The sequence below is a fragment of the Kineococcus aurantiacus genome (genome assembly GCF_013409345.1).
GTDB lineage: Bacteria > Actinomycetota > Actinomycetes > Actinomycetales > Kineococcaceae > Kineococcus > Kineococcus aurantiacus.
Genome location: NZ_JACCBB010000001.1, coordinates 56,579 through 71,456, shown reverse-complemented (window position 1 = coordinate 71,456; position 14,878 = coordinate 56,579). Strand labels below are relative to the sequence as shown.

The following is a 14,878-nucleotide window of genomic DNA, read 5'->3' as shown; positions in this document are numbered from 1 at the left end:
GGCTCCGGTCCGTTCGGTGCCGGTCACGCCCGTCGCGACCCGGCGCGCGGGCGGCGCGGGAATGGCGGGGCGGGGAACGGGGTTCCGACCGGTGCGGACACATGACTGGTCATGCATCAGGCGGACCGGCCCGCGAGGAAGAGGTGAGGACGATGCAGTTCGGCATCTTCTCGGTCAGCGACATCACCGCCGACCCCACGACCGGTCGCACCCCCAGCGAAGCCGAGCGGATCCAGGCGATGGTCCAGATCGCCGTCAAGGCCGAGGAGGTCGGCCTGGACGTCTTCGGCATCGGGGAGCACCACAACCCGCCGTTCTTCTCCTCCGCGCCCACCACGTTCCTGGCCCACGTGGCGGCCCTGACCCGGCGCATCACCCTGTCCACCGCGGTCACCCTGGCCACGACGAACGACCCGGTGCGCATCGCCGAGGAGTACGCCATGGCCCAGCACCTGGCCCGGGGACGGCTGGACCTCACGCTGGGCCGGGGCAACACCGTCCCGGTCTACGAGTGGTTCGGCCAGGACATCCGCCAGGGCGTGGCGCTGGCCATCGAGAACTACGACCTGCTGCACCGGTTGTGGCGCGAGGACGTCGTGGACTGGGAGGGGGAGTCCCGTTCCCCGCTGCGGGGTTTCACCTCCACCCCGCGCCCGCTGGACGGGGTGCCGCCGTTCGTGTGGCACGGTTCCATCCGCAGCCCGCAGATCGCCGAGCAGGCTGCCTTCTACGGCAACGGGTTCTTCGCCAACAACATCCTGGCCCCGAACGGCCACTTCCTGCCGCTGGTGAACCACTACCGGCAGCGTTTCGCCCACTACGGCCACGGAACCCCCGAGCAGGCGGTCGTCGGGCTGGGGGGTCAGGCGTTCATCGCCCCCCGTTCCCAGGACGCCTTCACCGCGTTCCGGCCCTACTTCGAGGCGGCCCCGGTCTACGACCACTCCCGGCCGCTGGAGTGGTACGCCGAGAACACCCCGCTCAGCGTGGGCAGCCCGCAGCAGGTGATCGACCAGACCATGGCCTTCCGGGAGACCTTCGGGGACTACCAGCGCCAGCTGTGGGTGATGGACTCCTCCGGGCTGCCGCTGCCGGCGGTGCTGGAACAGTTGGAACTGCTGGGCGGGGAGGTGGTGCCGGTGCTGCGCCGGGAGATGGCCGCGCTGCGCTCCCCGGCCGCGGCCGACGCGCCGACCCACGCCGGTCTGGTGCGGGCCCGCTACGGCGACGGCCCGACCCGTCAGGCCCGCCCCAACCCCAACCGCGGTGACAACCTCAGCGGACGTCTGCCCTACCAGGACAGCGACACCGACCGGCCCGCGGACCTGCCGGTCCTGGCGTGAGGACGGGCGAGGTAGAACCGGTGGACGAGCCGGCGGGGGGAGCGGCGCGGCCGGCCCGCCAGGACGTCCGGTTGGCCAACGAGGCCTGGGAGGCGCTCTTCCGCGCCCAGGCCGTGCTGGCCCGCCGCTTCCGCGACGACGACATCTGGGACGAGGTCTCCCCGAGCGAGTACGACGTGCTGCACACCCTCGCCCGCCACGAGGACGGACACCCCGGCGTCCCCGGGTCCGGCGAGGCGGGCGCGACCATGGTCGAGATCAACCAGGAGGTGCTGCTCACCCAGGGCGGCATCTCCCGGCTGGTCGCCCGGCTGGTCGAGCGCGGTCTGCTGGAACGCCGGCCGGACCGGCACGACCGGCGCGCCGCCCGCGTCCTCCTGACCGCGCGGGGACGAGCGGTCCTGCGCACGGTGGGACGTCGCCACGCGCGGGCGGTCAGCGCCGCCATGACGGGAGCCCTCAGCCCCGACCAGTTGCGGCAGCTGCGTCACCTGACCCGGCAGCTCACCGACCACCTGACCTGAACCGGCCGCCGCGCGGGCACGGTGGAACCTTTGCCGTGCCCGCCGTCCGGTGGCACGCTGACCCGGGCCCCGGACCGGCGCGTGGCCTCGCCGGGTGGACCGGCCGACGCCCGCAGGCCGGAGCGGGTGCTGGGAGGGACCGGCGTGATCGGGCGCGAGGCGGAGTTGTCGCGACTGCAGGACCTGCTGCAGCTGGTGGTGACCTCCGGCACCGGACGGGTCGCGGTCGTCGAGGGTGAGGCCGGCATCGGCAAGTCGGCCCTGGTGGACGCGTTCACCGCGACCACCGCGGCGGCGGGGGTCCGCCGTCTGCGCTGCGCCGGCTTCCAGCGCCAGGCCCTGGCGGGGTTCGCCGCCCTGCACGAGCTGCTGCACCCCGTCCTGGCGCAGGCCGGGACCCTGCCGCCGCGCCAGGAGGCGGCCCTGCTGACCGCCTTCGGTCTGCAGGAGGGCCCGGTGCCGGACCGGCTGCTCATCTGCCTGGCGGCGCTCGGGCTGCTGGAGGAGACCGCCGCGGCGCAGCCCGTGCTGCTGGTCGTGGAGGACCTCGCCTGGCTGGACGCCTCCAGCGCCGAGGTCATCGGCTTCCTCGCCCGCCGCCTGCAGGAGGTCCCGGTGCTGCTGGTGGCGACGGTGCGCACCGGCGGCGGGACGTCCGACCTCGAGGCGCTCGACCCCGCGCTGCAGGACAGCACGACCGCGCGCGTCCCCGTGCGGCCGCTGTCGCCGGAGCACTCCGAGCAGCTGCTGGACGCCCTGACGGCCTCCGGCGACCAGCTGACCGCCACCGCACGCCGGCGCGTGCTGGAGGAGGCCGGCGGCAACCCGCTGGCCCTGCGGGAGTTCACCAACGCCCTGCGCGCCCGCGGCGCGGGCGAGCAACCGCCGGCCGGGGCGCCGCTGCCCACGACCCGGCGCCTGGAGGCCGCCTTCCTCGGGGAGGTCGCCGACCTGCCGGCGGGCAGCCGGACGCTCCTGCTGCTGGCCGCCGCGGGGGAGGAGGCGTCCTTGTCCCAGCTCCTCAGCGCCGGGCGGGCCCTGGGTCTGGTCCCGCAGGACCTGACGCCGCTGGAGCGGGCCGAACTGGTCGAGGTGGCCGGCCACCGGCTGCAGCTGCGCCACCCGCTGCTGCGCTCGGCCGTCTACGGCGCGGCGTCCGCGATCGAGCGGGCCGAGGTGCACCGGGCGCTGGCCGGGACGTTCCTCGACAGCGCCCGAGCCGCCTGGCACCGCGCGGCGGCCACCTTCGGACCCGACGAACCCGTGGCCGCGGAACTGGAGGCCGCCGCCACCCGAGCCTCCGAGCGGGGCGCGCGCGCGGAGGCGGCCACCGCCCTGCACCGCGCCGCGGAGCTGTCCCCGGACGCCGAGGAGCGGGTGCGGCGCCTGGTGCTGGCCGCGGAACTGGCCCGCCAGGCCGGCTCGGTCCAGCAGAGCCGCCAGCTCCTGCAGGAGGCCGAACCCCTGGCGCGGACCCCGCAACGCCGTTTCGAGCTGTCGCAGGTGCGCGGGGTGCTGGGCACCTACACCGGGACCGACACCGACAACACGGCCGAGCAGTTCGCCTTCGCCCGCGCCCTCGGTGGGCCCTCGGGGACCGAGCGGCCCCGGGAACGGGTGCGGGTGCTGGCCGCCGCCGCCTACGGCGCCATCAACCGCACCAGCGGGGACCCGGCCCTCGACGCCGCGGCGCGACGTGAGGTCCGCGACGCGCTGGCCGCCGTCGACCTCGGCGACTGGGACGACTACCAGCAACTGGGACTGGCGGTGCTCGACCCGCTCGCCCGGGTGGCCGTGCTGCGACCGGAACTGCCGCGGCTGGTCCGGTCCCTGGCCGAGGACCTGCCGCTGATGCTGGGGCTGGCCCACGCCGCCGAGCACCTGCAGGACCTCGGCACGGCCCTCACCGCCTGGGCGTTCACCGCCGAGGAGTTCACCCGTTCCGGTTCCGCCGGGGACGTGAGCCAGTCGTTGTCGTTGTCGGCGAACCTGCGGCTGATCGCCGGGCAGACCGCCGAGGCGCTCGTGGAGGGGGAGAGCGCACGCCGCCTGGCGCTGGACCTGGAACTGCCGGTCGTCGCGGCGTCCGCCGAGGCGGGGCTCGTGCGTACCCACCTGGTGACCGGCCGGCCCGCGGAGGCCGAAGCGGCGCTGCGGCGCAGTCGTGAGCTGTACCCCGGGACGCAGGTCTCCCTGGTGGTGGCCAGCACCTCCTGGTCGGCCGGTCTGCTGGCCCTGCACCAGCGTCGTTACGGTGACGCGCTGGCCGAGCTGCGCGGAACCTCCCGGCACCCGGTCTTCGCGCAGTGGGCGATCGCGGACCTGACGGAGGCGGCGGTGCGCAACGGGCAGCCGGGCGTCGTCGAGCAGCCCCTCGCCGACGTCGAGCACGCGGCCGACGTGCTGGACTCGGCCCACCTGCGGGTGCTGGTCCACCGCAGCCGGGCCCTGCTGTCCGCCGGTGCCCAGGCGCAGGAGCACTACCGGGCGGCGCTGGCCGCGGCCGCGGACAGCGCCGCCCCGGTCGAACGGGCCCGCACCCACCTGCTCTACGGGGAGTGGCTGCGCCGTGCCCGGCGGGTGCGGGAGGCCCGGGAACACCTGAGCGCCGCGCTGACGACGCTGCAGGCCGTCGGTGCCGGTTCCGGTTCCCTGGCCGTGCGGGCCGCCGCCGAACTACGAGCGGCCGGTGCGGCCCCGGCCGGCGGTCCGGCTCCGGCCGCTGCGCCGCCGTCGCTGACCGCGCAGGAACTGCAGATCGCCCGCCTCGCCGCGCAGGGTTTGACGAACAAGGAGATCGCCGACCGGGTCTACCTGTCGCACCGCACGGTGTCGTCCCACCTGTACAAGGTGTTCCCCAAGCTCGGCATCGCCAACCGCCACCAGTTGCGGGAAGCGCTGCGCGGTGACGGTTTCTCCTCCTCGGGGTGACGGCGCGCCCGGGGTTCGCCCCGGTCAACCCTGGAGGAGCAGGTCGAGGGTGGGGAGGGGGCCACCGGGGAACTGCTGCAGACGGCCGCCGACCGCGAGCGGACCGAGGTCGACGGCCGCCCAGCCCGCCGCGTCCACCAGCGCCGCCACCTCCCGGTTGGCGGTCACGTGGTCCCCCGACAGGAACACCACACGCCGCCCGGCGCCGGTGTGCGGCTCGGCGGCCAGCACCGAGGGGGAGAGGGTGTTGAACGCCTTGACCAGCCGGGCACCGGGAACCAGGTCCTGCACCACCTCGCTGGAGGTGCGACCCCCGAGATCGGCGACGCGGAAGTCCGGCGGGCCCAACGGGTTGGTCGGGTCGACCACGATGCGGCCTCGCCAGTCGACGACCCCGGAGGCGTCCACCGCCGCCGGTACCCGGCGCCACGGCACGGCCAGCACCACCGTGCCCTCGGCCGCCGCCTCGGCGACGGTGCCGGGGTGCAGCTTCGGCCCCAGCCTCGCCGCCAGCGTCGCCAGCGAGCTCGGCCCCCGGCTGTTGCTGATGACGACCTCCTGGCCGGCGGCGGTCAGGCGTGCCGCCAGCGCCTGCCCGATCGCGCCGGCACCGATGATCCCCCAGCTCATCGAACGTCCCCTCCGTTCACGGTCCTGCTCCTGGTCGTGGTCGTTCTCGTGGTTCCGGCGGTGCGGGTCAAGGCTGCGAGGGACGACGGTCCGTCCAGTCGAAGACGATGCGGCGTTCCGCGATGCGCCAGCCCGAGGCGGTCCGCTCGAAGGTGTCCAGGTAGCGGATCGCCATGGTCAGCAGCACGCGCTGCCCGTCGTCACGGAGCAGGTGGTGGGCCATGCAGTACGTCTCGGCGGTCGCCGAGTCGCCCGTCACGTCGATGTCGCTCTGGCCGTTGAGGTAGGTGGTGGCCTCGTACTGCGCGATCAGCCCGGTGAACGTCGCGGCGAGCGCCTCGCGTCCGCGGATGGTCTGCAACGGGGCGACCTGCGCCGGATCCCCCTCGAACAGCAGCACCTGAGCGTCCTGGCTGAAGACCGCCGCCTGCCGGTCCGGGTCGCGCCGATCGGCGTGGTGGGCGTAGGCGTCGACGAGTCGCCGGATCGCCTCGTGGTCAGAACCCGAGCCGGGGTCGTGGCTCGGGACGAACTGGTGGGTGCTCACGTCGGCTCCTCGGTGCGGGTTCGGGTCGAGGGATACCGGTGCCCCGCGGCCAGGAAGGCGGCGAAGTCCAGGACCCCCGGGTGCAGCTGCCGGGTGAGCAGCAGATCCCCCTGGTAGGCGGGTGGGCGTGCCAGCCAGCCGAACATCGCCCGGAAGTCCTCGTCGTCCACCGCCTCGACGGGTGTCGGCTCGAAACGCCCGACGAGCCCGTGCCGACGGCCCAGGCGCTCGGCGACCTGCTCGGGACCCAGGTCGTCGCCGGCGACCTCGACGGCTCCAGCCGGTACCAGTCCCGGGTGCTGGAGCAGCGTGGCCGAGATGACCCCGACGTCCTCGGCGGAGATCAGCTGCAGGGGCGTGCGCGGGCGCAGCGGCGCTCGCAGCACCAGGTTGTCGCCCTCACGCACGGGAGCCATCGACTGCAGGAAGTTCTCCATGAAGAACACCGGACGGACCACCACTGCCGGCAGGCCGCTGGCGCGCAAGTGCTCCTCCACCGTCCACTTGCTCTCGAAGTGCGGGACACCGGAGCGGCGTTCGGCGCCCCCGACCGAGCTGTACACGAGCTGCGGAACCTGCGCGGCGGCGGCCGCGTCGACGACGGCGCGTCCCTGCGCCACTTCCCCGGCCGGCCCGCGGGCGGCGAAGACGGTCATGACGAACAACGCGCGCACGCCGGTGAAGGCCTCCCGCAGGCTCGCCGCGTCGTCGGTGTCGGCGTGCACCGCACGCACGCCCGGGAGCCCCACCAGGTCGGCGGCGGCCTCGGGGCGACGTACCAGGGCGCGTACCGGTGCACCGGCCGCCGACAGCGCCCGGACCACCGCCGAACCCTGCTGCCCGGTCGCGCCCAGGACGGCGACCTCACCTCGCCGGTCCCTCACCCCGGCAGCAGCATGGTGTAGACGTCGGTGATCAGGCCCTTCTCCACGATGGCGATGTCCGCGCCGCGCACCACGGGCTCTTCGCCCTCGGGGCCGAACTGCCAGGCGAGGTACCCCAGGTCCTGCACCACGTGGACGGGGCCGCCGGGGCTGAAGACGAAACCCGGCGACTCGTCCAGCAGCCGCTGGGCCTTCTCGTCCAGCGCCTGGTGGCCCACCACCGTCTCGTCGGGGTCGGCGAACCTGACGTCGGGCACGTAGACCCGCTCGATGGCCGCCCGGCGCCGTTCGGGGTCCCGCTCGGCGAAGACCTCCAGCAGGTTGGCGTGCATGAGTTCCTCGACCGTCACCGGTGCTCCTCCACTGCTCGTCGCTCCACCACGCTGCACTGCCCGCGCACCTGCGCGGTGCCGGGACACCACCGTCCTCGACCCCACCGCCGGGGACCATCCGTCACGTGACTGAAGGTGCGGGGACGGGCCGCGGGGTCGTTGCGCCACGTCACGACGGGGTGGCACGCTGACGCCGGTCCGTGGCCGTGGAGTCCCACCGGGCACGGACCGGGGGCGACGCGGAGGTGTCGCCCCGACGGTTCCCCGGCGTGACGTCCACGCACGGGCGCAGGGGCGAGGGTGGGCAGTGATCGGGCGCACGGAGGAACTGGCTCGACTGCGTGAGCTGCTCGACTCGGTCGCGACGACCGGCGCCGGTGAGGTCGTCGTCGTCGAGGGCGAGGCGGGCATCGGCAAGACCACCCTGGTGGCCGCCCTCACCGACGTGGCCGTGGACGCGGGTTTCCAGGTGTTGCGCTGCACCGGTTTCCAGCGCGGCGCCCTGGGCGGTTTCGCTGCCCTGCACGAGCTGCTGCAGCCGGTCCTGGAGCGGGTCCCCTCGCTGCCCCCGCGCCAGCGGGCGGCGCTGCTGACCGCGCTCGGCCTGCAGGCGGGACCGGCACCGGACCGGCTGCTCATCTGCCTGGCGGTGCTGGGCCTGCTGGAGGAGGCCGCGACGACCCGGCCGTCGCTGGTCGTCGTCGAGGACGCCCCGTGGCTGGACGACTCCAGCGCCGAGGTCGTCGGTTTCGTCGCCCGCCGCCTGGGCGGCGCGAAGGTCCTGCTGGTGGCCACCGCCCGCACCAGCCGGCCCGAGGCCTGCTCACTGGAGTGCGGCAGCGAGGTCCTGGAATCCGCGGCCACGGCGCGGGTGCTGCTGCGACCGCTGTCCGCGCAGCACTCCGAGGAACTGCTGGACGCCGTGGAGGCGTCCGCCGGCCACGCCCCCGGCGCCCCGGCGCCGGCGGTCCTGCCGGCGGGCGCGCGCCGCCGCGTCCTGCAGGAGGCGGGGGGCAACCCCCTGGCCCTGCGCGAGCTGAGCGCCGCCCTGCGCAGTCGCGGCGCGGACCAGCACGTGCCCGCCACCGCGCCGCTGCCCACCACCGGCCGCCTGGAGGCGGCGTTCCTGGTGGAGGTGGGCGACCTGCCGGCGGCCAGCCGGACCCTGCTGCTGCTGGCCGCGGCCGGTGAGGGCGCGCGCCTGTCCGAGCTGCTGGCCGCCGGCCGGCGGCTGGGGGTGCACGCCCCGGACCTGATCCCGCTGGAACGGGCCGACCTCGTCGGCGTCGTCCGCGACCGGCTGCAGATGCGCCACCCGCTGCTGCGCTCGGCCGTCTACGGCGCGGCGTCCCCCGCCGAGCGCACCGAGGCGCACCGGGCCCTGGCCGCGGCCACCGCCGACGGCGACCGCGCCGCCTGGCACCGGGCGGCGGCCACCGCGGAGCCGGACGAGTCCGTGGCCGCCGAGCTGGAGGCCGCGGCCGTGCGGGCGGCCGGGCGCGGGGCGCGGGCGGAGGCGGCCACCGCGCTGCACCGCGCCGCGGAGCTGTCCCTGCAGGACGACGCACGGGTGCGGCGCCTCGTGCAGGCGGCGGAACTGGCCCGCCAGGCCGGCGACCTGACCCAGGCCGAGCAGGTCCTCGCCGAGGCCGCGGCGCTGCCGATGTCGCCGCGGCACCGCTTCGCGTGGGCGCAGTCGCGGGGGTTGACCAGCACCTCGCTGGGCCGGGAGCACGACAGCACGCGCGAGCAGCTGGCCTACGCCCGGGCGCTGGCCGGTGCGAGCGGTGCCGACCACCCCGAGGAGCGCGTGGCCGTCCTCGTCGCCGCGGCGTTCGGAGCCAGCAACCACGTCAACTCCGACACCCGCGACGAGGGGGAGCTGCGGCGCACCGTCCACGACGAGCTGGCCGCGGTCGACCTCGGCCGTCCGGACGCCGCGCAGCAGCTCGGGTTGGCCGTGCTCGACCCGCTGGCGCACGCGGCGCTCGTCCGTCAGGCCCTCCCGGCGATGCTCTCCAGCGCCCCGGGCGACTCGCTGCTGCCCCTCGCCCAGGCGGCCGAACTGCTGCAGGACCTGACGACGGCGCGCCGCGCCCGCACCCTGGCGGCCGAGGAGCTGCAGCGCCTGGGCTCACCCGGCGACGTCGTCCACGCGCTCAGCGGCGTGGCCCTCCTGGAGGTGATCGCCGGGCAGCTGCCCGAGGCGCTCGTGCACGCCGAGCAGGCCCGGCGCACGGCCCTCGACCTCGGTCTGCCGCTCGTCGCGGCGCTGGCCGGGGCCAGTACCGCCCAGGTGCACCTGTGGACCGGCCGCACCCCGGAGGCGGTCGCCGTGCTCCGGCGCAGCCGCGCTCTGCTGGAGCGCGCGGGCATCGAGCGCGCACCCGCCGGCCTGGCCTGGGCCTCGGGTCTGCTGGCGCTGGAGCAGCGCCGCGACGCCGAGGCCCTCACCGCGCTGCGCGGCACCTCCCGGCACCCCGTCTTCGAGCAGTGGGCCATCGCGGACCTGACCGAGGCGGCGGTGCGTTGCGGCCGCCCGCAGGCCGTCCACGCGACCCTCGCCCGCGTCGGGCGGGCGGCCGACGTCCTCGGCTCGGCGCACCTGCAGGCGCTGGTCCACCGCAGCCGGGCCCTGCTGGCCGAGGGGCGCGAGGCGGAGGAGCACTACCGGGCCGCGCTCGCCGCGGGGGCCGACGCCGGCGCCCCCCTGGAGCAGGCCCGCACCCGGCTGCTGCACGGGCAGTGGCTGCGCCGTGCGCGGCGGGTGCGGGAGGCGCGCGAGGAGCTGACCACCGCGCTGCGCGCCTTCGAGACGGCCGGCGCCGGGTCCCTGACCCGGCGCGCCACCGCCGAGCTGCGCGCGGCGGGCAGCGTCCCCACCCCGCTGGCCACGCCCGAGCGTCCGGCGACGCCGCCGACGGCGACGCTGACCGTGCAGGAGCTGCAGATCGCCCGGCTGGCCGCGCAGGGGCTGACGAACAAGGAGATCGCCGACCGGGTGTACCTGTCGCACCGAACCGTCGGCAGCCACCTGTACCGCGTCTTCCCCAAGCTCGGTGTGGCCAACCGGCACCAGCTGCGCGCGCTCCTGGAGGGCGCGGACCCCGCGGCGCCCGGCCGTTGAACCCGGTGACCGGCGCGCGGGGCCCGGGCTCACTCCACGCTCAACGCCCGCGCCGGTCCGCGCCGCAGCGCCAGCAGCGTGGTGGGCACCGTCGCCGCCAGCAGCAGCACCAGCCCCGCGACCGCCGTCACGGCCACGGCCCCGGCGCCGGACGCGGGGAGCGCGGCGGCCCCACCGGCCGGGACCACGGCCCACGCCGCGACCCCGGCGGTCACCGCGACCACCCCCGCCCCCAGCGCCGTCGCGGTGACGGCGTGGATGACCGACTCCCACACCGCGGCGAGCAGCACCACGCCGTGGCCGCCGCCCGCGGCGCGCACCAGCGCCGACTCGCGCTCGCGCACCCGCCCGGACATGAAGACGGTGGCCGCCGCCCCCACGACGGCCAGCAGCAGCGGCCCGCCGACGAGCAGGACGGCCGTCTGCACCGGCGGCGCGGGCGGCAGCCGGCCGGTCTGCGCCCCGACCGCGGCCCGCACGGTGCCGGTGACCGCGAACAGGCTGCCGGGCAGGGCGACGGCCACCACGAGCGGACCGGTGGTGGCGCTGGCGCGCGCGGTGCCGTGCGCGGCCCGGGCCCGGGCCAGGAACCACGACGCCGACGCCTCCGCCGGCACCACGCGGGTCCACGCGCGCAGGAACGGCGCGAACACCAGCGGCCCGGCCAGCACGACGAGGGCGCTCAGGAGCGGACCGGTCAGCGTCAGCGGGACGAGGACGCGGTCCAGGGGCGTCCTGCCCGCGCTGAGCACCAGCACGACCAGGACGCCCAGCAGGAGGACGAGCCCCGCCCAGCGGCGGCGGTCCACCCGCGCCGGCGGCGGGTCGGCGTCGCGCACCAGCAGCAGACCGCTGGTGCGGGAGGCGGCGCGGGCGCTGCGGCGACCGCTCGCGGTGACGACGGCGGTGACGACCACGACGACCGCCGCCGCGGCGGCCGGCCCGAACACCAGCGGCACCTGCTGCAGCCCCTCGGAGGTGGACAGCACCCAGCGGCAGAACGGCACCACCAGGGGGACGGCCAGCAGGACCCCGCCCAGCGCACCGGCCAGGGCCACCAGCAGCAGTTGCGCCAGCACGACGGCGCGCACCTGGCGCGGGCTGACACCGATCAGCTGCCACAGCGCGTGCGAGCGCTGCTGCGAGGTGACCGTCAGCGACGCCACCGAGGACAGCACCACCGCGGTGGCGACCGCGGTGAGGACGACGACGAGGCCGACGACGGGGTACAGCGCCAGGCCGCGCGTGCCGCCGACCTGCACGGCGCTCTGCAGCAGGCACCCCGCGACCGCACCCACGACGGCCGCGGCCCCGGCGACCACCCCGGCCCCCACCCAGGTGCGCGCGTCGGCCAGCAGTTCCCCCACGACCAGGCGCCGCAGCAACCCCCGGGGCGCCCGGGTCGCCGTTCCGGCCCGCACGCTCACACCTTCGCCGCGGCGCGGGTGACGGCCTCCAGCACCTGCGCCGCGCTGACCCCGGACAGCTCGTCGTGGACGGTGCCGTCCCGCAGCACGAGCACCCGGTCCGCGGTGGCGGCCGCCTCCAGGTCGTGGGTGACCACCACCACCGCTCGTCGTCCCGACGCCGCCTCGCGCAGCAGCGCCAGCACCTGCGCGCCGGCGGCGGTGTCCAGCGCACCGGTCGGTTCGTCGGCGAAGACGACGTCACGTTCCACCACCAGCGCCCGGGCGATCGCCACCCGTTGCTGCTGCCCGCCGGACAGGGCCGCGGGTTTGAACCCGGCGCGCTCGCTGAGGCCCACCCGGGCCAGCGCCCGGTCGACGTCCTCGGCGCGCACCCGCCGGCGCGCCAGCCGCACCGGCAGCGCGACGTTGTCCCAGGCCGTGAGCGAGGGGATGAGGTTGTAGGACTGGAAGACGAAACCGACGTGCTCGCGGCGCAACCGCGCCAGCGCTGCGCCACTCAACCCCGCCAGCGGGGTGCCGGCGATCCGCACGGTGCCCGAGGTGGGGTCCTCCAGGCCGGACAGGCAGTGCAGGAGGGTCGACTTGCCCGATCCGCTGGGGCCCACGACTGCGACCAGCTCGCCGGGGTGGACCGTCACGCTCACCCCGCGCAGCACCGGTGTCCACCCCCCGCCCTCCCGGTCGGGGAAGGACTTGGTCACCTCGTGGGCCACCAGGGGCGGCGCGCTCACGGCAGGTCCGGGGCGGGGACGGTGGGAGTTCCGTTCGAGGTGGTGCTCACGGTGGGACCGGCTCTCCGGCACTCGGGTGCCTGGCGGAGGACGTCGTGGTGGACGTCGTGTGGGAACTCGTGCGGGAACTCGTGCGGGAACTCGCGGGTGGACCGTCGGGGCGAGCGCTCGACGGCGGCCGGGTCGACGACCCGGCCGCCGTCCACGGGCAGCCCGGACCCCGGAGAACGCTTCCGGGACGTCCGGGGGGCGGCGTGCGGGTCAGTCAGTGCCCAGGGCCCGGGACAGGAACGCGATGCCCTGGGTGATCGCCTCCTGCGCGGCATGGGTGTGCCGCAACGGGTTCAGCCCCACGAAGTCGTGGATGATCCCGCCGTAGCGCACCGCGGTCACCGGGACCCCGGCCGCGCGCAGCTTCGCCGCGTACGCCTCACCCTCGTCGCGCAGCACGTCGGCCTCGCCGGTGACGACCGGCGCCGGCGGCAGCCCGGCGAGGTCCTCGGTGCTGGCCCGCAGCGGGGAGGCGGTGATCTCGGCCCGCTGGGCGGGGTCGGTGGTGTACTGGTCCCAGAACCACTTCATGCCCTCGCGGGCCAGGAAGTACCCCTCCGCGAACTGCTCGTAGGAACCGGTGTCGAAGTTCGCGTCGGTGACGGGGTAGTACAGCAGCTGGGCCTTGAAGTCGACACCGCCGCGCTGCTTGGCGAGGATCGTGGCCACGGTGGCCATGTTGCCGCCCACGGAGTCGCCGGCCACGGCGATGCGGCTGGTGTCCAGGTGCTCGTCGGGGCCGTTGTCGCGGATCCACTCGGCCACGGCGTGGACCTGCTCGACCTGGGTGGGGTACTTCGCCTCCGGGGCCAGGTCGTAGTCCGGGAAGACGACGGCGGCACCCACCCCGACGGCGATCTCACGGATGAGGCGGTCGTGGGTGACCGGACCGCCGAAGACCCAGCCCAGCCCGTGGACGTACAGGACGACCGGCAGGACACCGGTGGCGCCCGCGGGCCGCACGATGCGCACCCGGACCGAGCCGGTGGGCCCGCCCTCGACGGTCAGGTCGGAGACGTCGGCGTCGGGCAGGGTGGGGGTGGGGTCGGTCTGGACGGTCTCGGCGATCTTGCGACCCTCCTCGGGGGGCAGTTGGTACAGGAACGGCGGAGTGGAGTTGGCGTCGGCGAACGCCTGCGCCACCGGTTCCAGGACGGGCTCGACGGGCTCGGGCACGGTGCATCTCCTCAGGTCGTCCAGCGGTGGCGGGGTCGTCCGCCGCGGTGCGCCGTCCGGCTGGTGCCGTCGGCGCACCGTGTGCCGGGGTCGGTGGAGAAACTGCCGCGACCAGCCGCGTCAGCGCATCCGTCAGGTGACTGCGGTCGAGGCGCCGGCAGGGGTGGGGCAGCTCGGGCGGGTCCGGGACACCGGCGGCACCGGGAACCGCCCACGGCCCCGCGGCCCGTGGAGGACCGTCACGTGACGGATGCCGGGCCGGTCACCGCCCTGCCAGGCTCCGTCCCCGGAGGTGCGGACCGTGCCGACCCACCGTCCGCGGCGGGGCGCGCGGCGATCGCACCCGGTGGAGCATCGAGCAGGCAGGAGCAGGCAGTGCAGATCGGGATCATCGGCAGCGGGAACATCGGCAGGGCTTTCGCCGGTCACCTCGTCCGCGGCGGCCACGACGTCGTCCTCAGCAACAGCAGCGGGCCGGAGAGCCTGCGCCCACTCGTCGAGCAGCTCGGTGGTGCCGCCCGCGCCGGCACCGTCGAGGAGGCCGCGACCCGGGACGTCGTCGTGCTGGCCGTGCCCAGCGCCGCCGCCGGCGGCATCGCCGACTCCGTGCCCGACTGGGGCGGGCGCATCCTGGTCGACGCGACCAACGACTTCTCGGCTCCGGTGCCGGGACCGGGGGAACCGACCAGCAGTGAACTCCTCGCCGGGCGTGCCCGTGGTGCGCGCGTGGTCAAGACCGGCAACCACATGGGAGCCGCGGACCTGGCGGCCGACTCCGCCCGTGAGGACGGGAACGTCGTCCTCTTCCTCTCGGGTGACGACACCGACGCCAAGCAGGTGCTCACCGGCCTGTTCGAGGACCTCGACTTCGTCGTCGTCGACCTGGGCGCGCTGGGACCGGGCAGCCGTCTGCAGCAGTTCCCCGGGGGACCGCTGGCCGGGCGCGCCTTCCTGACCCTGCCCCTCTGACGGCGCCGCCGGTCCTGCCGCCCCTCGACCGGGGGCGGTGACGCCGCGGGACCGGGCCGGGTGGCGACCTGCCGCCTCGCCGCCGGGCTGACCGCGGAAGCACGACGGCACCCCCGGGAGTCCGCGTCTCGACGCGGACTCCCGGGGGTGCCGATGCCCTGGGGCAGGGACCTGCGGTGGACTGCGCACCGCGGGCTGCCGGC

General features: G+C 75.9%; 11 protein-coding genes and 1 pseudogene. 5 read left to right on the top strand and 7 right to left on the bottom strand.

Translation table 11 applies throughout. From position 1 onward, the window contains the following. Positions 1–152 precede the first annotated feature (152 nt). The 3 genes from BJ968_RS00365 to BJ968_RS00355 all read left to right on the top strand — a co-directional run bounded on the left by BJ968_RS00365 (position 153) and on the right by BJ968_RS00355 (position 4,798). Entirely contained in the window at positions 153–1,343 is a 1,191-nt protein-coding gene (locus BJ968_RS00365; RefSeq protein WP_179748238.1) for an LLM class flavin-dependent oxidoreductase, read from the top strand. Between the two features lie 20 nt (positions 1,344–1,363). After that, complete coding sequence (locus tag BJ968_RS00360) at positions 1,364–1,867, top strand: MarR family transcriptional regulator (protein WP_179748236.1); 504 nt, start codon at positions 1,364–1,366, stop codon at positions 1,865–1,867. Between the two features lie 144 nt (positions 1,868–2,011). Further along, positions 2,012–4,798, top strand: coding sequence for an AAA family ATPase (locus BJ968_RS00355; RefSeq protein ID WP_179748235.1), 2,787 nt, complete (start codon positions 2,012–2,014; stop codon positions 4,796–4,798). Between the two features lie 24 nt (positions 4,799–4,822). Here BJ968_RS00355 and BJ968_RS00350 read toward each other — a convergent pair. The 4 genes and pseudogenes from BJ968_RS00350 to BJ968_RS00335 all read right to left on the bottom strand — a co-directional run. Next, positions 4,823–5,467 (bottom strand): annotated as a pseudogene (locus BJ968_RS00350) (NADPH-dependent F420 reductase); the annotation flags it as partial. A 28-nt stretch (positions 5,468–5,495) separates the two neighbouring features. After that, positions 5,496–5,975: a nuclear transport factor 2 family protein gene (locus tag BJ968_RS00345; RefSeq protein WP_179748233.1), complete on the bottom strand. Its 480-nt coding sequence runs from the start codon at positions 5,973–5,975 to the stop codon at positions 5,496–5,498. Next, the gene (locus BJ968_RS23895) at positions 5,972–6,859 is read right to left on the bottom strand and encodes an NmrA family NAD(P)-binding protein (protein ID WP_179748231.1); all 888 of its coding nucleotides are present in this window, start codon (positions 6,857–6,859) and stop codon (positions 5,972–5,974) included. Before BJ968_RS23895 ends, BJ968_RS00345 begins: the two co-directional genes overlap by 4 nt. Then, positions 6,856–7,209 carry a nuclear transport factor 2 family protein gene (locus BJ968_RS00335; RefSeq protein WP_179748229.1) on the bottom strand — a complete coding sequence of 118 codons (354 nt, stop codon included), beginning with the start codon at positions 7,207–7,209 and terminating at the stop codon, positions 6,856–6,858. Before BJ968_RS00335 ends, BJ968_RS23895 begins: the two co-directional genes overlap by 4 nt. Before the next feature lie 289 nt (positions 7,210–7,498). Between BJ968_RS00335 and BJ968_RS00330 the strand changes: the two genes are divergently transcribed. Continuing rightward, positions 7,499–10,318, top strand: coding sequence for an AAA family ATPase (locus BJ968_RS00330; RefSeq protein WP_179748227.1), 2,820 nt, complete (start codon positions 7,499–7,501; stop codon positions 10,316–10,318). A 29-nt stretch (positions 10,319–10,347) separates the two neighbouring features. Here BJ968_RS00330 and BJ968_RS00325 read toward each other — a convergent pair whose 3' ends face one another. The 3 genes from BJ968_RS00325 to BJ968_RS00315 all read right to left on the bottom strand — a co-directional run bounded on the left by BJ968_RS00325 (position 10,348) and on the right by BJ968_RS00315 (position 13,706). After that, positions 10,348–11,739 (bottom strand): FtsX-like permease family protein, encoded by a 1,392-nt coding sequence (locus BJ968_RS00325; protein WP_179748225.1) that lies wholly within the window; start codon positions 11,737–11,739, stop codon positions 10,348–10,350. Between the two features lie 2 nt (positions 11,740–11,741). Further along, complete coding sequence (locus BJ968_RS00320) at positions 11,742–12,479, bottom strand: ATP-binding cassette domain-containing protein (protein ID WP_179748223.1); 738 nt, start codon at positions 12,477–12,479, stop codon at positions 11,742–11,744. Between the two features lie 261 nt (positions 12,480–12,740). Continuing rightward, positions 12,741–13,706 (bottom strand): alpha/beta hydrolase fold domain-containing protein, encoded by a 966-nt coding sequence (locus BJ968_RS00315; RefSeq protein ID WP_179748221.1) that lies wholly within the window; start codon positions 13,704–13,706, stop codon positions 12,741–12,743. A 375-nt stretch (positions 13,707–14,081) separates the two neighbouring features. On the opposite strand from BJ968_RS00315, the gene BJ968_RS26170 reads away from it, so the two are divergent. After that, complete coding sequence (locus tag BJ968_RS26170) at positions 14,082–14,675, top strand: NAD(P)-binding domain-containing protein (RefSeq protein WP_218884649.1); 594 nt, start codon at positions 14,082–14,084, stop codon at positions 14,673–14,675. Positions 14,676–14,878 lie beyond the last annotated feature (203 nt).

What these genes read in the sequence shown, in the direction of transcription:
- BJ968_RS00365 (WP_179748238.1), top strand. Translation starts at nt 153, where the DNA reads ATGCAGTTCGGCATCTTCTCGGTCAGCGACATCACCGCCGACCCCACG.